Raw genomic sequence first — 23466 nt, forward strand, 5'->3', positions numbered from 1 at the left:
CCAACTTAAAAATTTAGACTATGTTAGAACAAATAACCAAAGGTATAAAAATAGCAATCAAGACACATTTTAATGGTTTAATAAACCATGGTCAAAATCAATATTATTCTTTTAGCTACTATATTTCAATAGAAAACAATTCAACAGAAACCGTAAAACTTTTAGAACGTTTTTGGATTATTTTTGATGCACTTAAAAATACTGAACACGTAGCAGGAGAAGGCGTTATAGGTGAAACACCAATACTTAAACCAAATGATGTTTTTAATTACAGGTCAAACTGTTTTTTGCTTTCAGCAACAGGTGCTATGAAAGGGAATTATAAAATGATGAATACAGAAACCTCTGAAGAGTTTTTAGTTACTATTCCTACATTTCAATTAATGAGTACTGGTATTTTAAACTAAAAAGTAAAATGTTATTTTAACATCTTATATATAAAACTTTGTGGTGTATTTTTAAAAACAACTTTAAAATCAACCTTATTGTTTTTAGTTATAACAGCTTTAACATTTTTTATTCCTGTTAAATAATCATTAGAAATAATTAAAGAATCTTCTTGAGTTTTTAGATATTCCTCTACATCAAAAAACAATGAAAATTTATTATTTACATGCTGATTATTTTTATAATAATTAGCATGTACAGCTTTTTTGGAATACAAAAATAATTCTTTAGAGTTTTTATCAGCATAAGTTTTAAAAAGTGGATTTACAACTAATATTTTTTCCCCATTAATATTTTTTATTGCTTTTTTTGATGATAAATAAGTGAAAATATAGCTTCCCCCAAGGCTTATATTTAAATCAGGAACTATTGTTTTTTGAATAGTTGTTGTTGCAATTTTATTAAAATCATCATCATATTCATAAGTTAGAATGGTGTCTTTTTTGTAGATAAAAGAAGCTAATTTCACATTAAAATCACCATTCCAATGAGTTTGAATACTATCTAACGATACGTTTGTTAATTTCTCAAAATTATCTTTTGATGATTTTTTTAAATAATCAAACAAAAAAGTTTTCTTTACTTTCCCCGAAAAAGATAATACTGAACGATTAGTAACACTCGTTTTATAAGATAAAAAAGGCATGTTTTTTTCAGATAATTCCCCAATTATTGATATTTCGTTTTCATCAACTCCAAGTTCTAAAAAGCTTTTACTTTTAGTTGATATAGCAATAAGTTCTTTACTATTTTTTAATTTTTGAACAATACTATTTTCATCATTTAAATAATTATTTGTATTTAAAATGGTATTTAATTTAGTTTCAATATTCGAAATTTCATCTAAATTAAATACAATTCTTAATTGATTTTTATTGATAAGATAAACAGTCTTTTTATTGATAAAATAATCAGCTTTTTCAAGAGTTTTTTTCACAAATTTATCTTGATTAAAAAACGATAATAAACGCATTTTATTTTTAATTTCAATAGTCGTACTTACCCACGTATTTTTTAAAACGTTGTTATTACTATAAAAAAATACATTTGAAGGAAACACAACCTCATCAAATAAAGAAAATGCTTTTTTATGCTGATTATTTTTTATCGATTTAAAATACAAAAAAGGATGTTTTACAACATCCTTTAACATAGTATATTCTATTTCTCGTAAATTCATACGAATAACAACATCCGCAGAAACAGGAATTTTATTAGCTGTATTTACAGTTCGATTATATCTAAAATAACCAAACGTAAATACAGTACAAATAATTATTAAAATAATAAATATTACTTTTTTAAGCATCTATTTACTTTGCCATTTCGTTAATAAATTCCAATAATAATTTTAAGGTATTTTCTTTTTTACCTTTGGTGTTTAATTTTAATTCTGATGATATTTTATTTCCTTTCACTTTTGAAACTACAAAACGAACATCTTCAACATTATTATTAGAAAAAGCAATCATTTTTCTTTCAGTACTTCGAAATGATTCCTTTGGTAAATTAGCAATCAAAGCATTTACATCAGCAAATAATACTGTTGAGTTTTTCTTAATTAATTTACGATGTTTACCTCCTTTAAAAAGTCCTTTTCCTATCGATAATTTTACCGCTCTTACTTTTGATGTTGTAACATAAAGTACATCATTTTTTATAACAGCATATAAATTGAAAGGTAATTTAGCATCTTTAACTATTATTTCAAAAACATTTTTAGCTCCTTTTACTAAATGATGTTTTTGCCCTAATTTGAATAATTTTGTTAACAATTCTTTTTCTTCTGATCCAATCATTAAGGTAAAATCAGGAACCAAGGCTTGTTTTGTTTTGGTTACTTCTTTACGTTTATAATCGTCATCATAAGTATATGATTTATAAGATACTTCTTTTTCTCCAAAATCATTTAATACAAATAATGCATCACCAGTAACTAAACTAGCCATTGCTTTTTCATCTACAATTAAAGATAATATGTCTCCAACAATATTAATTTCTTCATTAAATTTTGGAAACATTCCGCCATACATTTTATTAATCATTTCTGGATATTCCAATAATAATTGTTCTGTATCTATAGAAACACTCCAAAAAGCCAATGCTTCATCATGATTAAAACTATTGATTAAAGTGCTGTTCATTTTTTGATTATAAATCTTTTTGAAAGATTTTTTCACGTCATCACTAACAGTCATATCTAATAAAAGACTTGCATTTTTTTTATTGAAAGATAAATTAGCCGTAACTTCTTCTACTCCATAAATATTTTCACCCTTTTGAGGCATAAAATAAGACATTGAAGAATTTAATTCCTTTCCAAAAGAACCAATTAAATCAGACATTAATTCACCATAATTACGCATCCAAAATGTTGCAACAGCATTTTTTTTCTTTCCCTTCTGAAAACTTGAATTAACAGCAATAGAATTTAATAAAGGATTATTTACAACCGAAAATCCTTTTTGTAAAATCCATTGTTTTGAAAACAACTTTTTTACATCATACATCGATTGTCCTTCTAATTTATGTTTTTCAAAACGCTCGTTATGTTCCTTAAAGTAATTACGATGTTTATCTCCCTTTACAAATAAAATAAATTCATCATTCCAAATCATTACCTCACGACTTTTCTGGATATATCTGTAACCTTCGTCTTTTTTGATTTTCTTTAAATCTCTTTCTTTCAACATCGATTCGTACAACTTCCTATCATTTAATTCAACTAAAAATGTATGATATGAAATACTATCTGTTTTTTCAAAAAAGTAATACGCATTTGATTTTACATCAATTCCTGCTTTACTTATCGAACTTACTTTATCTTCTCTTCTTCTATTTACACTTCTTAATATTTCTTCACCTAAAAGACTGTCATCAATATCAGAAACCTTTATTAAGTCAAATAAGTTTTCGGCATCGGCAACTACTACAATATCGGCAGTATTAGGAATTTTACTTTCTAATTTTTGAGCTTGTAAAGCAACGATTGTATTTATAAATAGTAGTGTAGCAATTATTTTTTTCACGTTGATTTTAGTTTTCTAGTTTGATATTATTTTTTATACTTTGTTGGTTGGTTATTATATTTTGAGCTTTTACACGTAACATAACTGCTTTTTTACTTTTTGATATTTTAGCCAGTTTATTAGTGCATGATACTACAGGATTTTCAAAACGATATACACCTGTAAAAGTAGCAGTTTCAAAAACTTTTCTATCTTTCATTTTAGTTTTCTGAAATTCTTTTCCGATATTAAAATGATGACTTCGTGTAAATATTTTAACTGTTTTATCATACTTAAAATGTTTATGATTTTTTATTTCTAAAGCTTCCTTTTTAGAACTAAAAGTTGATAAAACTGTATTAAGAGCTTCTACTTTATCAAAATTACAAGAAATAGTAACTATAAAATCTTCAAAATTTAAGGTGTTTTTTACCTCATCAATACCTTTGATGGTTTTTATTTTTTGAACAATCGTTGCTACTTTATTTTTGATAGTATTTTTTGACGGAACTTTATATCCATTAATACTATCTAACAATAATATAGAAGCTATTTTGGTTTTACTTTCACTCAAGTTTATTGTAAAAGTAGCACTTCCTGAACCATCTTTATTGAATGATATTTCTTCTACAAACTCGAAACAACTGGTAAATAAGAACAACGAAATTATTGATAAAAACAAGAATCGTATTTTACTCATAACTTTTTTTTGCGAAAGTAATAAAAAACACAATTTTAAAAACATGATTTTTATCAATAAAAAACCATTTACCTACTAAATAGGATAATAATTCATTTTTACATCAGTAGCCTTTTTTATTATAGAAGTTACGCTTACAGTTTGTACAAGAGTACGTTTCATTTTTGGTGAAATCTCAATATTTCCTTTAGTTTCATCTGTATGAAAATCAAGTATTTTTTCCTTCGGAAGAAAAGTAGGATTTTCGTCTAACCATTCAGAAAACCATTCTCTTCGTAATTCTTTCATTTCCTCTGTATATAATGTTGATGATGACCAAATTTTAGGTTTATCTCCTAACTTTTGAAAATGTTTTTGTACTCCATCCCAAACTAATTCGTAGGCATTTAGTCCGTTTTCCCAATCGACTAAAACAATAGTAAAAGGTTCTATTTTATCAAAATTAAAATGATGAATAACTTCAACAGGGTTATCAACTTTTAATAATTCTTTTACAATAACTCCCCTACTCATTCTGTAGCTTTCAGCACGTTTATGTTTTATAAAACCTCCATTTAATAAACAAATCAATCTATTTTTTTCTGATAAACCAATCCAAGTTCCACCTGCTAATTCATCCTTCGGATATCTTAATTTTACGCCATCTTCATCATATTGTTTTGGAGCAATTGTTTTTCTTTTCGGATTTTCATCTCTATTAGAAGTTAATATAAAATCTTCACCGCCTAAAGGCAAATAAGTTACCGTACACATATTCTATTCTGTTTTGATAAATGAGACGTAAAAACAACTTAGTAATTACTAAAATAAATGTTAACTTTGTTCCGTAAAATAATTTGATATTTTTTTTACAGAACAAACAATTTAATCTTTGCAAATTAATAGTATTAGATTTTTGTTTTCGTTTTTTAACAAAATTTTTTTAACACACAAATAACAAACTAAAATGGCAAGAGGATTTTTTAAAGTTCCAGAAGCAATTAACGAACCTGTAAAAGGTTATGCTCCTGGATCACCAGAAAGAGAAGAGTTACTAGCAACATATAAAGCTATGTATAATAGTAACATTGATGTGCCAATGCATATTAATGGTGAAGAAGTTAGAACTGGAAACACTAAAAACATTACACCTCCACACGATCATAAACACGTGGTTGGTCAATATCATACAGCAGATAAATCTCACGTAGACGCTGCTATTAGTACTGCTTTAGCTGCAAGACAAGAATGGTCTAGTACTTGTTGGACTGAGCGTGCTTCTATTTTCTTAAAGGCTGCTGAATTATTAGCTGGTCCTTATAGAGCAAGAATGAATGCTGCAACAATGATTGCACAATCTAAAAACGTACACCAAGCTGAAATTGATGCATCATGTGAAATGATTGACTTTTTCCGTTTCAATGTACAGTATATGACTGATATCTTTAAAGATCAGCCATCTTCTGCACCTGGAATTTGGAACAGAGTTGAATACAGACCTTTAGAAGGTTTTGTATATGCAATTTCTCCTTTTAACTTTACTTCTATTGCAGCTAACTTACCTGCAGCAGCTGCCTTAATGGGTAACGTTGTTGTTTGGAAGCCATCTGATCATCAAGCATATTCTGCGCAAGTAATTGTTGATATGTTTAAAGAAGCTGGTTTACCTGACGGTGTAATTAACGTTGTATATGGTGATCCTGTTATGATTTCTGATACTGTATTAGCTTCTCCTGATTTCTCTGGATTACACTTTACAGGTTCAACTCATGTTTTCAAAAACTTATGGAAACAAATTGGAAATAACATCCATACTTACAAAACATATCCAAGAATTGTTGGAGAAACTGGTGGAAAAGATTTTATCTGGGTACACAACTCATCGAATCCTTTACAAGTTGCTACTGCAATAACTAGAGGTTCTTTTGAGTACCAAGGTCAAAAATGTTCTGCTGCTTCACGTGCTTACATTCCTGCTTCTATGTGGGAAGAAGTTAAAGGTCATTTAATTGCACAAGCTGCTGAAATTAAAATGGGTTCTCCTGAAGACACTAACAACTTTGTTAACGCTGTTATTCACGAAGGTTCTTTTGATAAAATAGCTAGTTTTATTGATGCTGCTAAAGCTGATGCTGATGCTGAAGTTATTATTGGTGGTGGTCACGATAAATCGGTAGGATACTTTATTGAGCCTACTGTAATCGTTGCTAAATCTCCTACTTATGCAACTATGACAACTGAATTATTCGGTCCTGTTATGACTGTTTTCGTATACGAAGATGCTGAATGGGAAGCTTCATTAAAATTAGTTGATGAATCTACTGAATATGCATTAACTGGTGCTATCTTTTCTAAAGATAGATATATTGTTGAAAAAGCTTCTAAAGCTTTAGAAAACGCTGCTGGAAACTTCTATATTAACGATAAGCCAACTGGTGCTGTTGTAGGACAACAACCTTTTGGTGGTGGTAGAGCTTCTGGAACAAATGATAAAGCAGGTTCTGCTCAAAACTTATTACGTTGGACTTCTGTTCGTTTAATTAAGGAAACTCTTGTATCTCCTACAGATTACAAGTACCCTTTCTTAGGATAGGAATCAAATAATATTATTTTAAAACCTCATCAAATTTTGATGGGGTTTTTTTATGCCAAATTCTAAGATTTATTTAACATTTTTCACTTTATAGATTTCCTATCTTTATCGAATTTCAAAAATCACAACCAAACAATTAAAACAATGTTTAAAAAACTACTATTAGTTACAGCAGTAACACTCTTTATAAGTTGTAATAAAGAAAAATCAACTACAAATAAAAAACAAACAAAAGCAACTTCTTTAAATGTTCCTTTCGAAAAATTTAAGTTAGATAACGGATTAGAAGTTATTTTACATACTGATAAATCAGATCCTATTGTAGCGGTAGAATTAATGGTTCATGTAGGTTCTGGAAGAGAAATTGAAGGAAGAACCGGTTTTGCTCATTTATTTGAACACTTATTATTTTTAGAATCTGAAAACCTTGGTAAAGGTGGTTTAGATAAAATGAGTGCAAAAATTGGTGGATCAGGTGCAAACGGTTCTACAAATAGAGATAGAACAAACTATTTACAAACCGTACCTAACGATGCTTTAGAAAAAATGATTTGGGCTGAAGCCGATAAATTAGGTTGGTTTATAAACACAGTTACCGACCCTGTTTTAGCTAAAGAAAAAGAAGTTGTTAAAAACGAAAAACGTCAGAATTATGACAATCGCCCTTACGGATTCAATCAACAAATTATTGACCGTAATTTATATCCAAAAAATCATCCTTATAACTGGCAAGTAATCGGTTCTTTAGAACATTTACAAAATGCTACTTTAAACGATGTAAAAAATTTCTTCAAAAAATGGTATGTTCCTAATAATGCTACTTTAGTTTTATCAGGAGATTTTGATACTGAAAAAGCCAAAGAATGGGTTTATAAATATTTTGATGAAATTCCTAGAGGTGAAGAAATTACTCCTTTAGCAAAACAATCAGGAAAAGTAGCAAAAACAAAATTATTATATTTTGAGGATAATTTAGCCAAACTACCAATGGTTACTTATGCTTGGCCAACAGTTCCATTATATCATAAAGATTCTTATGCTTTAGATATATTAACTGAATATTTATCACAAGGAAAAAAAGCACCTTTAAATACTATTTTAGTTGATGATTTAAAACTTACTTCAAATACTGATATGTGGAATTGGTCTTCTGAATTAGCTGGTCAAATTCAACTAGGTATCCGTGGATTTAACAACGGTAATTTAAATGATATCAATAATGGTGTAAATAACGCTTTCAAAAATTTTGAAAAAGAAGGTATTTCTGATAAAAATTTAAACAGAATTAAAGCTGGATTAGAAACTCAATTTTATAATAGCTTATCTAACGTACTTGGTAAAGGAACAAGTTTAGCATCTTACAACACGTATGCAGGAGATCCTGGTTTTATCAATAAAGAAATTGATTTAACTTTAAATGTTACCAAAGAAGATATAATGCGTGTTTATAACACTTACATCAAAAACAAAAATTTTGTAGCAACTAGTTTTGTGCCTAAAGGAATGGCTAATTTAGCTTTGAAAAATTCTAAAGAAGCAATTATTAAAGAAGAAAAAATTGTTAATGGTTCTGAAGAAAAATTCGATGCTAAAATTGCAACTGAATATACAAAAACTCCATCAAAAATAGATAGAGCTACAGAACCTGATTACGGAAAAAGTCCTACTTTAAATGTTCCTACTATTTGGAAAAACGAATTAACAAACGGAATTAAAGTATTCGGAATTGAAAATAGCGAAGTACCTTTAGTTCGTTTTAATTTAGTTATTGATGGTGGTCAATTATTAGAAAACATGAACAAATTAGGTGTTGCAAATTTAACTGCAAACCTTATGAATAAAGGAACTAAAAATAAAACCGTAGCAGAACTTGAAGATGCTATTCAAGAATTAGGCGCATCTATTGATATTTATGCATCAAAAGAAAATATAACTATAAGCGGTAATACTTTAGCTAAAAATTATGCCAAAACAATAGCTTTAGTTGAAGAAATGTTATTAGAACCTCGTTGGGATACAACTGAATTTGAGTTGATAAAAAAATCAGTTGTAGCTAATTTACGTCAACAAAAAGCAAATCCAACTACTGTAACTCGAAATGTATATAATGAGTTAATTTACGGAAAAGAAAATATCAAATCTAAAAATACTTTAGGAAGTATTGCATCCGTAGAAAAAATAAATTTAGATGATTTAAAATCATATTATTCAAATTACATTTCTCCTTCTGTTACTAAAATGCATGTTGTTGGTGATATCAATAAAGAAAAAGCCTTAAAACCTTTAAGTAATTTAACTGCTAAATGGGCTTCAAAAGAAGTTATAATTCCTGTATTTAAAACTCCTGAAGCTCCAAAAAAATCAGCTGTTTATTTTTATGATATTCCAAAAGCAAAACAATCAGTTATTAGTTTTGGCGCACCAGCTTTAGCTTTTACTGATAAAGACTTTTATCCTGCAACAGTAATGAATTACATTCTTGGTGGTGGTGGTTTTACTTCTAAATTAATGCAAGAATTAAGAGAAGGAAAAGGATATACTTATGGTATTTATTCTAATTTTTCAGGAACAAAAGCGGCAGGTCCGTTTACAATTTTTAGTAGAGTTAGAAGTAATGTAACTTTAGAATCGGCTGAATTAGTTAAAAAAATAATTACAGATTATCCAACTACTTTTTCTGATAAAGATTTAGCAACAACAAAAGGATTTCTAATTAAAAGTAATGCCAGACGATTTGAAACTATGAGAGCTAAACTAAACACGTTAGAAAACATTAGTACTTATAATTTGAATACTGATTACGTTAAAAACAGAGAAAAAATAGTTAATGAAATGACTATTGAAAAAGTACAAGAATTGGCAAAAAAACATATTAATCCAAATAAAATGATTTGGCTTTTTGTAGGTGATGCCGAAACGCAATTAGACCGTTTAAATAAATTAGGTTTTGGAAAACCTGTTTTATTGAATAAAAAATAATAATTTTCCATTTTAAAATAAAAAGCAATCTCCAATGAGATTGCTTTTTTATTTTTAACAAAAGTTATTTTAATAAAATGAACTATAAAAAAATAATACAAGAAGTATTTACAACCGTTGACAATATCGAAAACAAAGGAGAACTAGCCTCTTATATTCCTGAATTAGCAAGTTTAAATCCTGATAAATTTGGAGTTCATATTGCTACTACATCGAATATAAAATGTGGTTTAGGTAATTATCAAGAAAAATTTTCTATTCAAAGTATTGCTAAAGTTTTATCACTTTGTTTGGCTTACAAAATACTTGATGGAGATTTATGGGACAGACTAGGAGTTGAACCTTCTGGAAATCCTTTTAACTCGCTTCTTCAACTAGAAAATGACAACGGAATACCACGAAACCCTTTTATTAATGCGGGTGCAATTGTCATTTCAGATGTTCTTATCAGTAATTTAAAAAATCCTAAAGAAGATTTATTAGCATTTATTAAAAGTCTTTCTGGTAATAATGACATTAATTATTCGGCTAAAATTGCGGCTTCTGAAAAATCCGTAGGTTATAGAAATGTAGCACTTTGTAATTTTATAAAATCCTTTGGAAATATTAAAAATGAACCTAATGAAGTCCTTGATTTTTATTTCGATTTATGCTCGTTAGAATTAAGCTGTGAACATCTATCTGAATTATTTTTATTTTTAGCCAATAACGGAAAAGCGCCTCATAATAACGAGCAGATTATATCTAAAAGTCAGTCGAAAAGAATCAATGCATTAATGCAAACTTGCGGATTTTATGATGAATCTGGTCAGTTTGCATTTAAAGTCGGTTTAGCTGGAAAAAGTGGTGTTGGCGGTGGTATTATTGCCATATATCCGAACCAATATAGTATTGTTGTTTGGAGTCCAAAATTAAATGAAAAAGGAAATTCTTACAAAGGAATGAAGTTTTTAGAAGGTTTTACAACTTTATCAGAACAATCTATTTTTTAAAATAAAAGGATTTACAATCTAAAATTGAAACAAACCAATATCATTACATTTAAGTTATCTTTGCAAAAAAAATAATCAATGAAGTTTACAGGTTTACATCTTAATACCGATATTTTAAAAGCACTTAGTGAAGAAAAATATCACACAGCTACTTTAGTACAACAAAAAGTAATTCCGTTAGTACTAGATAAAAAAGATGTAATTGTTGGTTCACAAACAGGATCGGGTAAAACAGCCGCTTTTGCATTGCCTATTATTCATAATTTAGCCAAAGAACTAGCTTTAGTTCCTGAAAGAGGTCCTAGAAAAATAAAAGCCTTAGTTGTAAGTCCAACCAGAGAATTGGCAATTCAAATTGAAGAAAGTTTTAACACCTACGCAAAGTACACAAACATACTTACGGGAGTTGTTTACGGAGGAATATCGACAAAAGTACAAAAAGAAGTTTTAGCCAAAGGAATTGATGTTTTAGTTGCAACACCAGGACGTTTAATCGATTTGCACGAACAAGGAAGTGTCGATTTAACGACCTTAAAAACTTTTGTTTTAGATGAAGCCGATTTAATGTTAGACATGGGCTTTATTCATGATGTAAAAAAGATTGAAGCACTTTGTCCTCGCAAAAAACAAACACTTTTATGTTCGGCAACAATGCCAGAAAAAGTGAGCGATTTGGCAAAACAAATGTTGTACAAGCCAGAAACAGTTAATGTTATTCCGACTGATAATACCGTTAATAAAATTGGACAATTATTATATTATACGCCTAAAAAACATAAAGTAGATTTATGTTTATACTTATTAAAAAACACCATACAAGGACGTATTCTTATTTTTAGACGTACCAAATTTGGTGTTGATAAATTAGAGCAAACTCTTATCAAAAACGGATACAAAGTAACAAGTGTTCACGGAGATAAAACTCAGATTTTACGTAATCAAGCAATTGAAGACTTCAAAAATAATAAAGCAAATATTTTAATTGCTACCGATGTTGCCGCTCGTGGTATTGATATTCATAAAATTGATGCCGTAATTAATGTTGATATTCCTAATGTTCCTGAAACTTACGTTCACCGAATTGGTAGAACTGGTAGAGCTGGAAAAGCAGGAATCGCATTTTCATTTTGTAGCGCCGATGAAACTAGTTATATAAAAGGTATTCAAGAATTTTTAAAACGACCTATAAAAATTATTGAAGATCACCCATTTTTATTAGTAAAACCTAAACATATAAAGCAACCAAACACTATTAGTACAAACAAAAAAGGGCGAAAGTCTGAAGCTTCTAAAAAGAAGAAAAAGCGTTGGTATTAAAACAATATTTTTATAAAATTAAAACCTCTTCAGCTTATTTGAAGAGGTTTTCTTTTTTCATCAAAAATTAATAACTATTTTTTGAAGCAGTTTCCCGCTTTCCACACTCGCTTTTTTTTGAAGAAAAATCAAAAAAAGAGCTCAAACAATTGCTTCAATCGGGGCTAGGCATTTTTACAAACTTGTTTATTTCGTTTAAAAAATTATTAATTTTATCTATCAATTTTAAAACAAAATTATTATGAATATAACCTTATCCGAAGCAAAAAAAGTAATCGACACTGCAACTTTAAAAGCAGTAGCTTTAAATACAAAAATGAGTATTTCAATTGTAGATGCTGGCGCTAGTTTAGTAGCTTTTGAACGTATGGATGGTGCTTTTATTGGTCCTATTGATATTGCAATGAAAAAAGCTAAAACAGCCGCTTTATTCGGAAAAGATACTGGTATTCTTGGCGAATTATCGCAACCTGGAGCTCCTTTATATAATATTGAACATTCTAATAATGGATTAATTACTTTTGCTGGAGGTATTCCTATTAAAAATAAAAACGGAATTATTATTGGTGCTATTGGTGTAAGTGGTAGTACAGTTCAAAATGATTTTGAAGTTGCTCAAGCTGGTGCAAATGCTATTTAAAGATTAGTAATATTCAATAAAAAAAAGTTATTAAATGTAACTCTTTTTTTTAGCCCCGATTGAAGCAATTGTTTGAGCTCTTTTTTATTTTTTTCAAAAATAAAAAAAGCGAGTGCGGAAAGCGGGAAATAGCTTCTAATAATTTTTATCATTTTTCAACAAAAAACAGCAAAAAAAAGAGATATCACCCCCTTTTTAAGCAGAAAATAAAGGTTTTTTGCATTTTTTATCATTTTTGATTTTTTTATTCGAGTATTAATCGTAATATTACAATACAAGAATTTAAAAATGGGACTTACAAAATCAGAAATATTTACAACAGAACAAAACGAACTTTCAAACATTGCAAAAGTACTTGGGCATCCTGCACGTATTGCCATAATACAATATTTATTTAAAATTGATTCCTGTGTGTGTGGCGATTTAGTAAACGAAATCGGGTTAGCACAAGCAACTATTTCTCAACATTTAAAGGCTTTAAAAAACGCCAAATTAATTAAAGGAAACATCGAAGGAACTAGTGTTTGCTACTGCATCGATAAAGAAAATTGGACGCAAATTAAAAACCTATTAAACGGATTTTTAAATCTTGATACCAATTCTAAAGACATTGATTTAGGTAGTTGTAATTCAGAAAGTAACACGAATTGCTGTTAAAAAAAAACTACATTAATCAATCGTAATAATACGATTAAAAGACCAAACTTATGAAATTATCACAAATAAAAAATCATTTAGCTTCATTAAAAACAATTGCTTTTCAATTACCAAATGGAGAATTAGTTCCAAATCATTTTCACGTAACAGAAGTTGGAAAAGTTACTAAAAACTTTATTGATTGTGGCGGAACAGTAAGAAATGAAGAAGTTGTAAACTTTCAATTATGGAAAGCTGATGATTACGATCACAGATTACATCCTGAAAAATTAATCAATATTATTGAACTTTCTGAAAAGTTATTAAATATTGCTGATTTAGATATTGAAGTAGAGTATCAAGGAAGTACTATTGGTAAATATGGATTAGATTTTGATGGAACTAACTTTTTATTAACAACTACATTAACCGATTGTTTAGCAAAAGATAAATGTGGAATTCCTGAAAAACCAAAAGTAAAAATAGCAGAAATTAAACAACAAGCAAGTTGTGCACCTAATTCGGGATGTTGTTAAGCTATATTTAATATTAAAAAACAAGGCTGTATTTATAAATACAACCTTGTTTTTTTATGTAATTTAAGTAAATTATTATTTAAACTTCATTCCTAAATGCACTACTTTTTTAGTTTCGTAGAAATCTTCTTCAAAGAAATCTGGTAAATCATAAATAGTTGCCGAAGTATATTTTTCTAATTCTTCCGATAAATCACCACCTTTTAAATATAAAATTCCATTTTTTAAATCGTGATTTTGTTTTTTAGCGATTTTTCCTTTTGTCCAACCAACAAAAGTTTCCATTTGCGCCACTGCTCTACTTACAATAAAATCGTAAGTATCTTTAACTTCTTCTACACGTCCGTTGGTAGTTTTTACGTTTTGTAAACCTAAACCTTCAACAACTTCGTTCACTACTTTTATTTTTTTTCCGATAGAATCAACTAAATGAAACTGAGTTTCAGGAAACAAAATAGCTAATGGAATTCCAGGGAAACCACCTCCTGTACCAACATCCATAACCTTAGAACCTGGTTTAAATTGCATAACTTTAGCTATACCTAATGAATGTAAAACATGACGCAAGTATAATTCATCAATATCTTTACGAGAAACAACGTTAATTTTTAAGTTCCAATCTTCATACAAAGCTTGTAATTTAGAAAACTGTTCTAACTGTGTTTCCGTTAAATCGGTAAAATATTTTTTTATAAGTTCCATTGATATTGTGATTGAATATATTTTTCGTTGCAAAAGTAAAAAACTAATTGTTAATACTCATTTATCTAACAAAAGATATGTTTCTTGTTAAAAAGTGAATCCTAAGCAACAATATAGCGTAAAAACGTTTATTTTTGCTATATATAACACACAATAAAATGAAGACAATAAACTTCTCCAGAACAAACAACGTAAAGTTCTTTCGAACTCTAAATAAAAAGGTAAACACCTATTTTAAAGAAAATAATATTAAGCGTACAGGTAATTGGAAGTTATATACTAAAGCAATCATAATGTTTGCTACTTTCTTAATTCCGTTTGCATTAATATTAACAGTTGATATGCCACAATGGTTAATGCTTATACTTGTTGTAATTACAGGGATTGGTATGGCTGGTGTTGGTATGAACGTAATGCACGATGCAAATCATGATTCTTTTTCAAGTAAAAATTGGTTGAATAAATTAATGGGAAGCAGTATTTACATTTTAGCAGGAAATGTATATAACTGGAAAGTACAGCACAACGTATTACACCATACATTTACCAATATTAAAGGACATGATGAAGATATTGATGCGGGTAGAATTATTCGTTTCTCTAAACATTCTAAATGGTTACCTATACATGAATTTCAAAAGTTTTATTCGATATTTTTGTATGGTTTACTTACCATTAATTGGGCTATTACTACTGATTTCAAACAAATGAGTGGTTATTTAAAGCGTAAATTATCGTACGGTAAATTTCCGAATCCAAAAGTAGAATGGACAAAATTAGTTATCTCTAAAATTGCTTATTATTCTTTATGGGTTGTACTTCCATTACTTGTTTTAGACATTGCTTGGTGGAAAGTTTTACTAGGTTTTTTCGTAATGCATTATACTGCTGGTATGATTTTAAGTGTTGTTTTTCAATTAGCACACGTAGTACCAAATACAGAGATGCCTTTACCTGATAAAGAAGGAAACTTAGAACATACATGGGCAGTTCACCAATTATATACAACATCTAACTTTGCACCTAAAAATTGGTTAGTTAACTTTTATACTGGTGGATTAAATCATCAAGTAGAACACCATATTTTTCCGCATATTTCGCATGTTCATTATAATCAAATAGCAAAAATAGTAAAAGAAACTACAGAAGAATTTAACTTACCGTACAACGAATACAAAACAATGACAAAGGCTTTTATTGAGCACTTTAAACAATTAGGTACTTTAGGTGAAAAACCACGTGCTGCTTAAAAACAACGTCATTTAACAACTGAACAACACACAATTTAATAATACAACACAATGTCAAACGCATTATCAAACAGAATTAACAGTTTACCTGTATCACAAACTTTAGCAATGGCAGCTAAAGCAAGAGAATTAAAAGCAGAAGGTAGAGATATCATTAGTTTAAGTTTAGGAGAACCAGATTTTAATACTCCTGATTTTATTAAAGATTCAGCTATTGAAGCAATTAATCAAGACTATAACTCATACACACCAGTTGATGGATATGTAGAGTTAAAAGAAGCTATCTGTACAAAGTTTAAGCGTGATAACAACGTAACTTATACTCCAAATCAGATTGTAGTATCAACAGGTGCAAAACAATCTATTGCAAATATTGCACAAGTTTTATTAAACCCAGGTGACGAAGTTTTATTACCTGCTCCTTATTGGGTAAGTTATTCAGCAATTGCGACTTTATGTGAAGCTAAATTTGTTGAAATTCCTTCTTCTATTGATACTGATTTTAAAATTACTCCAGAGCAATTAGAAGCGGCAATTACGCCTAAAACAAAAATGATTTTCTTTAACTCGCCAAATAACCCAAGTGGAACTATTTATACAGAGGCAGAATACAGAGCTTTAGCGAAAGTATTAGAAAATCACCCAAATATTTATATTTTATCTGACGAAATTTACGAACACATTAACTATGGTACAAAACACTTTAGTTTTGCTGCTATCGAAAACATGTTCGACCGTACTATTACCGTAAACGGATTAGCAAAAGCTTTTGCTATGACAGGTTGGAGAATTGGTTTTATTGGTGCTCCACAATGGATTGCTAAAGCTTGTACTAAAATGCAAGGGCAAATTACTTCAGGAACAAACTGTATTGCTCAACGTGCTGCAATTACAGCTGTTTTAGCTGAACCAAGTAAAATACAATACATGGTTGATGAATTTAAAACTCGTAGAGATTTAGTTTTAGATTTATTAAGTGATGTTGAAGGAATTAAATTAAACATTCCTGAAGGAGCGTTTTATATTTTCCCTGATGTATCTGCTTATTTCGGAAAAACTATTAAAGGAAAAGAAATTAACAATGCAAGTGATTTTTCTATGTTATTATTAGAAGAAGCAAATGTAGCAACTGTAACTGGTGAAGCTTTTGGTGCACCTGCTTGTATTCGTATGTCATACGCTGCTTCTGAATTACAATTACGTGAAGCTGTTAGAAGAATTAAAGAAGTATTAGCTTAATATTTTTTCAAAATTTCTTATTATTAAAAAGGCTCGTAATTTTAAATTACGAGCCTTTTTTTGTTTTTAAAATCTTTTAAGCATACTTTACATGATTCTAATTCAGAATATTTAAAGCCTTATTCAATTGATATTACAAATACTACTTTCTATTATTAACATACTTTTAAATCCTTTTTCTTTTTTACTATTTATAATACTTTCATCTAAAAAAGAAGCGTATTTTTTTACAAAAGAAGAAACCAATGTTACTAAACTTAAAGTAAAACCTTACCTACTTTTTTCTGTTGGATATCTTACAATTATACTTGGTATAACTTATCTATGTAATTTTTTTGTCGATTTTAATTTTTGGGAAATTTTTGTTCCTAAAAACATATTTATTTCTGTAATTACTTGGTTCGTAACAGGGTTTACTTTACGTGCTTATTTAAAAGGAATGGAAGGTAATATTATGGGATTTATATTTTTTCCGATGCTTGCTTTAAGTATAATAACCTTATTTACTTTGAGTTTTTCTGATCTCTTATCATCACATAAATTTTTAAGTTTTAGTTTTCCTGTATTAGAAATCAACTTTTGGATACGATTATTATTACATTCTTTTATGCCTTTTTATGTTTTGATATATATAAACTCCAATAATGAAACCGAAAAACAAGATTTTCCAACTTCTATTTTAAGTATTTTAATACTCCAAATATTGTTTTTTGCTGTTAATTGGATATTTGTCTACATTTTTGGAAGTTCGATAAACCTATCACAATTTTTAGGAGAAGGACAAACTATTATTTATTATTTACCAATCTTAGGAGGTTTTGTATCTTGTGTTTTATTCTTTATATCAAAAGTAATTCCCGTTAAAAAAAGAAAAAATAACTACTTAGAAACTATCTCTTTGTATAGCGTTTTTATAACTTTTGGACTTATTATTTTAGAAGTAATCAATTACATCAATTTAATAATTCCTTTTTTTGAATAAATAAATTCAGCTTTCTAAAACGGTACTTTAAATAATTTTTTACGTTTCTTTTTCTTTAACTTTTTTAAATACAATAGTTTTTTATCATAATCAATAAATGCTTTTCCGCTATATAAGACATCAGCGCCAATAATTCCATCTACTTTTTTGGCTTTATGTTGAGTCAAAGCTGTATTTACGTGTGTTAAATCAAATAATACCAAATTACATTGATTAGTTTGCCACTTTCCAATTTGTAACGAATTATGTTCCGATTTTTGAGTTTCCATATCCACTGCTCCTGCTCCTGCTGCTTTCACTTCACTTTCTTCGGATATCAATTTAAATCGCTCTATTAAATCTAAGCCAACACGTGAATTTGATGCACCTGTATCTAAAATAAAAGTTCCTTTTACGCCATTAATTTTAGCTTTCAATTCCAAATGATTCGTCACCATTTTTTTAAGCTTTATCTTAATGTATTTCTTTTTCTTCAATATTTTTTTCAAACTTGCCATTTCTCGTACTTTTGCTTATTGTAAATATACATAAATGATTACTGATACACACACCCATTTATATTCCGAAGAATTTGACCAAGATAGAAACGAAATGATACAACGTGCAAAAGATGCAGGTGTTTCTCGTTTTTTTATCCCAGCAATCGACAGTTCATCAACAGAAAGAATGCTAGACTTAGAAAAAAATCATCCAAACGAGATGTTTTTAATGATGGGTTTACATCCTACTTATGTCAAAGAAAATTATAAAGAAGAACTTGCCCGTGTAAAAAAATGGATTGACAAACGTCCTTTTTATGCAATCGGCGAAATTGGAATCGATTTATATTGGGATAAAACCTTTGTAACGCAACAACAAGAAGCTTTTAGAACTCAAATTCAATGGGCAAAAGAAAAAAAATTACCGATTGTAATTCATTGTCGTGATGCTTTTGATGAAGTTTTTGAAGTATTAGAAGCTGAAAAAGGCGATGATTTATTCGGAATTTTTCATTGTTTCACAGGAACTTTAGAACAAGCAAAACTAGCCATTTCATATAATATGAAATTAGGAATTGGCGGAGTTGCTACTTTTAAAAAGGGTAAAATCGATAAATTTTTAAACGAAATCGACATAAAAGACATCGTTTTAGAAACCGATTCTCCATATTTAGCGCCAACGCCTTATCGAGGAAAACGTAACGAAAGTTCGTACATAACCAATGTTGTTGATAAATTAGTTGACATTTATAGTTTAACTTTTGATGAAATTTCAGAAATTACAACTCAAAATTCTAGAGATATTTTCAAAATTTAAAATCATGAAAAAACATATATTCATATTTTTTATATTATTAACTATAAGTGTAAAATCACAAGAGCATCGAAAATATTGGAAAGATGGAAAATTAACGTGGAATGATTTTCAAGCAATAACTGACCAAAACAATGCTTCTTTTTTACATTATAACCTCTTATATAAAACAGATAAAAAAGAAATTAAAAACACTATTTACAATGGAGTTTTTGCCGACGCATATATAAATAAAAAATTATCTTTTGTTAAGCATAATCTTAAAGACAAATATTTATTAGCATATAATCAAGTTTTATTTAATATTCTTGAGATAAATAAACGAAAATTTCAACAATTAATTTTTAATATAAATAACATTAATGAGTTAAACTCTTATCTAGTTGATTCAAATGAATTTTTAAATAAACAAGTTTATAATTTTCAAAAAGAAAGCAATGAAGGGCTTTCTATTGATGTTATTAATAAGTGGGAATTAAAAACAGCAAAAGAATTAGAAGAATCATCTAATTACTTTTTTATAGATTACAAAAAAAGTAACTGGACATATGGTATCTTTTTAGGTATGGATTTAGGAATGTATACAGGAAGTTATAAACAAAAATTTAATAACACATTAGCTCTAGCAATAGGCTTTGACTTTTCATATAAAAATGTCTATTTATTAACAAATATCTCAGTTACTAATAGTAAATTAAATAATGATTTAACAGACACAAATTTATTTTTAGCTAAAGGAGATAAAACAGTAATAAATAATTTTAATGCTTCATTAGGATATCCTGTTTATCAAACAGAAAAAATAAAACTAACACCATTTGTAGGTTACGGAATTACCTCTTTTGGAGAAGTATCTGAAGAAAAAAACAGACAATCAATAAGTACAGGAACTTCAATTTTTGGATTAAATCTTGATTTTAAAAACAAAAAAAGAGTGAATTTTGGTCCTTCAGTATTTAATATTAGAGAAGAAGGAAATACTTATATAAGAGCTAGAATATATGTAGGTAACTCTAATTTTAATCCAAATTTAAAAGGATATAGTATTAATATTGGAGTTGCTTATGGACTTGAAGGGCGATTATTATCAAAAAAATAATTTGAAGTTACAAACAACATATTATAAAACTCCCATAGGAACTGCCAAAATTGTTGGCAATCAAAACGGAATTCAATCGGTTTCAGTTGTAGATGAACAAATTAATTCTTCAACTGAAATTCCGATTTATTTACAAAAATGTGTTACCCAGTTATCCGAATATTTTGCAGGAACACGAACAACTTTCGATTTAAAATTAAATCCGCAAGGAACAGATTTTCAACAAAAAGTTTGGGCAGAATTATTAAATATCTCGTTCGGAAAAAGCACCACTTATTTACAGCAATCAAAACAATTAGGAAACCCGAAAGCAATACGAGCAGTTGCATCGGCAAACGGAAAAAATCCTATTTGGATACTAATTCCATGTCATCGGGTTATTGGTTCTGATGGTTCGTTAACAGGATACGCAGGCGGTATTTGGCGAAAAAAATGGCTTTTAGAACATGAAAGTGATTGCAAACAGCAAAGTTTATTTTAAGTATTTCATCAAAAAGATAAGTATAAAAAAGATTTTTTGAAGCAATTTCCCGCTTTCCGCACTCGCTTTTTTTTGAAGAAAAATCAAAAAAAGAGCTCAAACAATTGCTTCAATCGGGGCTAGAAATACAGCTATTATTTTATCTTTTTTAAAAATCAATTCAAATTTCGTTTTTCGATAAAAAATTTCTTCAATAAAAAACTACATTCTTCTTGTAAAACGCCTGATATAACTTTAGTTTTAGGATGTAATTTAGTTTGTAATACACTATAACCTAATTTTGGCTCACTAGCTCCGTACACAATTTTACCAATTAGCGCCCAATAACTTGCACCTGCACACATTTGACAAGGTTCAAGCGTTACATATAAAGTACAATCTTTTAAATATTTTCCGCCTAAAAAATCAGCAGCAGCCGTAAAAGCTTGCATTTCTGCATGTGCCGTTACATCGTTTAACATTTCGGTTAAATTATGCGCTCGAGCAATTATTTTATCTTTAAAAACAATAACAGCACCTACAGGAACTTCGCCTTTATCGAAAGCAATTTGTGCTTCTTCTAAAGCTTTTTTCATAAAGTAAGTATCATCAAAAGGATTTATTTCCATGGTATTGTAAGCGTTTTTAACAAAAGTAGCTCAAATTAGTTATTTTTACCAAAAACTACAATTTTGATTTCTATAAATACTACTCAAAATAAAAAAATCTATTTTGCTTCCGATCAGCATTTAGGTGCGCCAACAGCTGAAAAAAGTTTTCCTAGAGAACAAAAATTTATCCGTTGGTTAAACGAAGTAAAAGAAGATGCCGAAGCTATTTTTTTATTAGGTGATTTATTTGATTTCTGGTTTGAATATAAAACTGTAGTTCCTAAAGGTTTTGTACGTGTTTTAGGAAAACTTGCCGAAATTAAAGACAGCGGAATTCCGATTTATTTTTTTGTAGGAAATCATGATTTATGGATGAGCGATTATTTTGAAAAAGAATTAAATATTCCTGTTTATCATAAACCCCAACTATTTAATCTTGATGGAAAAACACTTTTAATAGGTCACGGAGATGGATTAGGACCTCATGATAAAGGTTATAAAAGAATGAAAAAAATTTTTACTTTTCCGTTGTTTAAATTTATGTTTCGTTGGTTACATCCTGATTTAGGTGTTCGTTTAGGACAATATATGTCTGTTAAAAATAAATTAATTTCTGGCGATGATGATGCTAAATTTTTAGGAGAAGACAACGAGTGGTTAGTTCAATATTGTAAACGAAAACTAGAAACAAAACACTACGATTATTTTGTTTTTGGACACCGTCATCTTCCTTTAGAAATTGAAGTATCCGAAGAAACATCTAAAGAAAAAAGCACTTATATAAATACTGGTGATTGGGTTAAATATTTTACCTACGCTATTTTTGATAACCAAAAGTTATCTTTAAAAGAATATAAATAAAAACAAACATCCTTGTTAAAATATTATTAATTGTATAAAAAAATAACAATATTCCCTGTTTTTTTTATCTTTAACCATACTTTAACATCAGTTATTTTCTTATTATTGTAGCTTTGTTTCACATAAAACTATAATATATTTCAATTACTATGGATGTAGATGTAAGAGCTATTAATGAAAAGGTCGAAAGAGAAAGTGCCTTTGTTGATGTATTAACAAATGAAATGAATAAAGTCATTGTTGGGCAAAAACATATGATTGAACGATTACTTATAGGACTTCTTGGTAACGGACATATTTTATTAGAAGGAGTACCTGGTTTGGCAAAAACTTTAGCCATTAATACCTTATCGAAAGCTGTACAAGGTAGTTTTAGCCGTATTCAATTTACACCCGATTTATTACCTGCTGATATTGTAGGAACAATGATTTACAATGTAAAACAAAATGAGTTTACTATTAAAAAAGGACCCATTTTTGCCAACTTTGTATTAGCTGATGAAATTAACCGTGCACCCGCTAAGGTTCAATCTGCATTATTAGAAGCAATGCAAGAGCGTCAAATTACTATTGGTGATGAAACTTTTAAGTTACAAGAACCATTTTTAGTAATGGCAACGCAAAATCCGGTAGAACAAGAAGGAACATACACACTTCCTGAAGCTCAGATTGACCGTTTTATGTTAAAAACAGTTATTGATTATCCAAAAATTGAAGACGAACAATTAATTATGCGTCAAAATTTAAACGGAAGTTTTGGAAAAGTAAATCCAGTAATTTCTGTAGAAGATATTTTAAGAGCTCGTAAGGTTACAAACGAAGTATATATGGACGAGAAAATTGAAAGATATATTCTTGATATTATTTTTGCAACTCGTTATCCTGAAAGATATAATTTAGAAAAATTAAAACCATTAATTAGTTTCGGAGCTTCACCTCGTGGAAGTATCAACTTAGCTAAAGCAGCTAAATGTTACGCTTTTATTAAACGAAGAGGTTATGTAATTCCTGAAGATGTTCGTGCAATTGTACACGATGTATTACGTCATAGAGTTGGAATTACGTATGAAGCAGAAGCCGAAAATATTACTTCTCTTGATATTATTGATGCTATAATTAATGAAGTACAAGTGCCTTAATTA

Annotated in this window: 23 protein-coding genes; 16 read left to right on the forward strand and 7 right to left on the reverse strand. The window is 28.8% G+C overall.

Translation table 11 applies throughout. The features are described from left to right. Positions 1-20: 20 nt before the first annotated feature. Complete coding sequence (apaG, locus tag PG913_RS11665) at positions 21-407, forward strand: Co2+/Mg2+ efflux protein ApaG (protein ID WP_271230856.1); 387 nt, start codon at positions 21-23, stop codon at positions 405-407. 11 nt (positions 408-418) lie between these two features. Here apaG and PG913_RS11670 read toward each other — a convergent pair whose 3' ends face one another. The 4 genes from PG913_RS11670 to PG913_RS11685 all read right to left on the reverse strand — a co-directional run bounded on the left by PG913_RS11670 (position 419) and on the right by PG913_RS11685 (position 4908). Continuing rightward, positions 419-1756 (reverse strand): hypothetical protein, encoded by a 1338-nt coding sequence (locus PG913_RS11670; protein ID WP_271230857.1) that lies wholly within the window; start codon positions 1754-1756, stop codon positions 419-421. 4 nt (positions 1757-1760) lie between these two features. After that, positions 1761-3476: a hypothetical protein gene (locus PG913_RS11675; protein ID WP_271230858.1), complete on the reverse strand. Its 1716-nt coding sequence runs from the start codon at positions 3474-3476 to the stop codon at positions 1761-1763. Between the two features lie 7 nt (positions 3477-3483). Beyond that, a complete protein-coding gene (locus PG913_RS11680) occupies positions 3484-4155 on the reverse strand; it encodes a hypothetical protein (RefSeq protein ID WP_271230859.1) in 672 nt (223 codons plus the stop codon). Positions 4156-4230: 75 nt separating this feature from the next. Continuing rightward, positions 4231-4908, reverse strand: a complete 678-nt coding sequence (locus PG913_RS11685) for an NRDE family protein (protein ID WP_271230860.1) — start codon at positions 4906-4908, stop codon at positions 4231-4233. A 193-nt stretch (positions 4909-5101) separates the two neighbouring features. Here PG913_RS11685 and pruA point away from each other — a divergent pair, with 193 nt between their 5' ends. The 7 genes from pruA to PG913_RS11720 all read left to right on the forward strand — a co-directional run bounded on the left by pruA (position 5102) and on the right by PG913_RS11720 (position 13827). Continuing rightward, complete coding sequence (gene pruA, locus PG913_RS11690; protein WP_271230861.1) at positions 5102-6727, forward strand: L-glutamate gamma-semialdehyde dehydrogenase; 1626 nt, start codon at positions 5102-5104, stop codon at positions 6725-6727. Positions 6728-6871: 144 nt separating this feature from the next. Beyond that, the gene (locus PG913_RS11695) at positions 6872-9706 is read left to right on the forward strand and encodes a M16 family metallopeptidase (protein ID WP_271230862.1); all 2835 of its coding nucleotides are present in this window, start codon (positions 6872-6874) and stop codon (positions 9704-9706) included. Between the two features lie 77 nt (positions 9707-9783). Next, a complete protein-coding gene (locus PG913_RS11700) occupies positions 9784-10698 on the forward strand; it encodes a glutaminase (protein WP_271230863.1) in 915 nt (304 codons plus the stop codon). Positions 10699-10776: 78 nt separating this feature from the next. After that, the gene (locus tag PG913_RS11705) at positions 10777-12015 is read left to right on the forward strand and encodes a DEAD/DEAH box helicase (RefSeq protein WP_271230864.1); all 1239 of its coding nucleotides are present in this window, start codon (positions 10777-10779) and stop codon (positions 12013-12015) included. A 241-nt stretch (positions 12016-12256) separates the two neighbouring features. Then, on the forward strand, positions 12257-12655 hold the full coding sequence (locus PG913_RS11710) for a GlcG/HbpS family heme-binding protein (protein ID WP_271230865.1): 399 nt from the start codon (positions 12257-12259) through the stop codon (positions 12653-12655). Between the two features lie 288 nt (positions 12656-12943). Next, complete coding sequence (locus tag PG913_RS11715; RefSeq protein WP_271230866.1) at positions 12944-13312, forward strand: ArsR/SmtB family transcription factor; 369 nt, start codon at positions 12944-12946, stop codon at positions 13310-13312. 50 nt (positions 13313-13362) lie between these two features. Continuing rightward, positions 13363-13827 carry a DUF6428 family protein gene (locus PG913_RS11720; RefSeq protein WP_271230867.1) on the forward strand — a complete coding sequence of 155 codons (465 nt, stop codon included), beginning with the start codon at positions 13363-13365 and terminating at the stop codon, positions 13825-13827. 75 nt (positions 13828-13902) lie between these two features. On the opposite strand, the gene rsmG is transcribed toward PG913_RS11720, so the two are convergent. Beyond that, a complete protein-coding gene (rsmG, locus tag PG913_RS11725) occupies positions 13903-14529 on the reverse strand; it encodes a 16S rRNA (guanine(527)-N(7))-methyltransferase RsmG (protein ID WP_271230868.1) in 627 nt (208 codons plus the stop codon). Positions 14530-14687: 158 nt separating this feature from the next. Here rsmG and PG913_RS11730 point away from each other — a divergent pair, with 158 nt between their 5' ends. The 3 genes from PG913_RS11730 to PG913_RS11740 all read left to right on the forward strand — a co-directional run bounded on the left by PG913_RS11730 (position 14688) and on the right by PG913_RS11740 (position 18000). Next, positions 14688-15779, forward strand: a complete 1092-nt coding sequence (locus tag PG913_RS11730; protein ID WP_271230869.1) for a fatty acid desaturase family protein — start codon at positions 14688-14690, stop codon at positions 15777-15779. A gap of 51 nt (positions 15780-15830) precedes the next feature. Next, positions 15831-17018 (forward strand): pyridoxal phosphate-dependent aminotransferase, encoded by a 1188-nt coding sequence (locus tag PG913_RS11735; RefSeq protein ID WP_271230870.1) that lies wholly within the window; start codon positions 15831-15833, stop codon positions 17016-17018. Between the two features lie 127 nt (positions 17019-17145). Then, a complete protein-coding gene (locus tag PG913_RS11740) occupies positions 17146-18000 on the forward strand; it encodes a hypothetical protein (protein WP_271230871.1) in 855 nt (284 codons plus the stop codon). Positions 18001-18014: 14 nt separating this feature from the next. Here PG913_RS11740 and PG913_RS11745 read toward each other — a convergent pair whose 3' ends face one another. After that, positions 18015-18497 (reverse strand): retropepsin-like aspartic protease, encoded by a 483-nt coding sequence (locus PG913_RS11745; RefSeq protein ID WP_271230872.1) that lies wholly within the window; start codon positions 18495-18497, stop codon positions 18015-18017. A 34-nt stretch (positions 18498-18531) separates the two neighbouring features. On the opposite strand from PG913_RS11745, the gene PG913_RS11750 reads away from it, so the two are divergent. From PG913_RS11750 to PG913_RS11760, 3 genes are read left to right on the forward strand one after another with little or no spacing between them, the layout of a single operon-like run. Continuing rightward, positions 18532-19296 (forward strand): TatD family hydrolase, encoded by a 765-nt coding sequence (locus PG913_RS11750; RefSeq protein ID WP_271230873.1) that lies wholly within the window; start codon positions 18532-18534, stop codon positions 19294-19296. A gap of 4 nt (positions 19297-19300) precedes the next feature. Further along, positions 19301-20392, forward strand: coding sequence for a hypothetical protein (locus PG913_RS11755; RefSeq protein ID WP_271230874.1), 1092 nt, complete (start codon positions 19301-19303; stop codon positions 20390-20392). Next, positions 20358-20873, forward strand: a complete 516-nt coding sequence (locus tag PG913_RS11760) for a methylated-DNA--[protein]-cysteine S-methyltransferase (protein ID WP_271230875.1) — start codon at positions 20358-20360, stop codon at positions 20871-20873. Before PG913_RS11755 ends, PG913_RS11760 begins: the two co-directional genes overlap by 35 nt. 155 nt (positions 20874-21028) lie before the next feature. On the opposite strand, the gene PG913_RS11765 is transcribed toward PG913_RS11760, so the two are convergent. Beyond that, positions 21029-21481, reverse strand: a complete 453-nt coding sequence (locus PG913_RS11765) for a nucleoside deaminase (protein WP_271230876.1) — start codon at positions 21479-21481, stop codon at positions 21029-21031. 63 nt (positions 21482-21544) lie between these two features. On the opposite strand from PG913_RS11765, the gene PG913_RS11770 reads away from it, so the two are divergent. Both PG913_RS11770 and PG913_RS11775 read left to right on the forward strand, forming a co-directional pair. Then, positions 21545-22324, forward strand: a complete 780-nt coding sequence (locus PG913_RS11770; protein ID WP_271230877.1) for a UDP-2,3-diacylglucosamine diphosphatase — start codon at positions 21545-21547, stop codon at positions 22322-22324. 149 nt (positions 22325-22473) lie between these two features. Further along, the gene (locus tag PG913_RS11775; RefSeq protein ID WP_232114000.1) at positions 22474-23463 is read left to right on the forward strand and encodes an AAA family ATPase; all 990 of its coding nucleotides are present in this window, start codon (positions 22474-22476) and stop codon (positions 23461-23463) included. Positions 23464-23466: the final 3 nt, after the last annotated feature.

The organism is Tenacibaculum pacificus (assembly GCF_027941775.1).
In the GTDB taxonomy this organism is placed as follows: Bacteria; Bacteroidota; Bacteroidia; order Flavobacteriales; family Flavobacteriaceae; genus Polaribacter; species Polaribacter pacificus_A.

Bases quoted from the DNA above. Each gene is read 5' to 3' on its own strand.
- PG913_RS11775 (WP_232114000.1), top strand. From the start codon at position 22,474: ATGGATGTAGATGTAAGAGCTATTAATGAAAAGGTCGAAAGAGAAAGT.
- pruA (WP_271230861.1), top strand. From the start codon at position 5,102: ATGGCAAGAGGATTTTTTAAAGTTCCAGAAGCAATTAACGAACCTGTA.
- PG913_RS11705 (WP_271230864.1), top strand. From the start codon at position 10,777: ATGAAGTTTACAGGTTTACATCTTAATACCGATATTTTAAAAGCACTT.
- rsmG (WP_271230868.1), bottom strand. From the start codon at position 14,529: ATGGAACTTATAAAAAAATATTTTACCGATTTAACGGAAACACAGTTA.
- PG913_RS11735 (WP_271230870.1), top strand. From the start codon at position 15,831: ATGTCAAACGCATTATCAAACAGAATTAACAGTTTACCTGTATCACAA.
- PG913_RS11700 (WP_271230863.1), top strand. From the start codon at position 9,784: ATGAACTATAAAAAAATAATACAAGAAGTATTTACAACCGTTGACAAT.
- PG913_RS11765 (WP_271230876.1), bottom strand. From the start codon at position 21,481: ATGGAAATAAATCCTTTTGATGATACTTACTTTATGAAAAAAGCTTTA.
- PG913_RS11760 (WP_271230875.1), top strand. From the start codon at position 20,358: ATGGACTTGAAGGGCGATTATTATCAAAAAAATAATTTGAAGTTACAA.
- PG913_RS11730 (WP_271230869.1), top strand. From the start codon at position 14,688: ATGAAGACAATAAACTTCTCCAGAACAAACAACGTAAAGTTCTTTCGA.
- PG913_RS11710 (WP_271230865.1), top strand. From the start codon at position 12,257: ATGAATATAACCTTATCCGAAGCAAAAAAAGTAATCGACACTGCAACT.
- PG913_RS11755 (WP_271230874.1), top strand. From the start codon at position 19,301: ATGAAAAAACATATATTCATATTTTTTATATTATTAACTATAAGTGTA.
- PG913_RS11745 (WP_271230872.1), bottom strand. From the start codon at position 18,497: ATGGCAAGTTTGAAAAAAATATTGAAGAAAAAGAAATACATTAAGATA.
- PG913_RS11695 (WP_271230862.1), top strand. From the start codon at position 6,872: ATGTTTAAAAAACTACTATTAGTTACAGCAGTAACACTCTTTATAAGT.
- apaG (WP_271230856.1), top strand. From the start codon at position 21: ATGTTAGAACAAATAACCAAAGGTATAAAAATAGCAATCAAGACACAT.
- PG913_RS11670 (WP_271230857.1), bottom strand. From the start codon at position 1,756: ATGCTTAAAAAAGTAATATTTATTATTTTAATAATTATTTGTACTGTA.
- PG913_RS11720 (WP_271230867.1), top strand. From the start codon at position 13,363: ATGAAATTATCACAAATAAAAAATCATTTAGCTTCATTAAAAACAATT.
- PG913_RS11715 (WP_271230866.1), top strand. From the start codon at position 12,944: ATGGGACTTACAAAATCAGAAATATTTACAACAGAACAAAACGAACTT.
- PG913_RS11680 (WP_271230859.1), bottom strand. From the start codon at position 4,155: ATGAGTAAAATACGATTCTTGTTTTTATCAATAATTTCGTTGTTCTTA.
- PG913_RS11685 (WP_271230860.1), bottom strand. From the start codon at position 4,908: ATGTGTACGGTAACTTATTTGCCTTTAGGCGGTGAAGATTTTATATTA.
- PG913_RS11750 (WP_271230873.1), top strand. From the start codon at position 18,532: ATGATTACTGATACACACACCCATTTATATTCCGAAGAATTTGACCAA.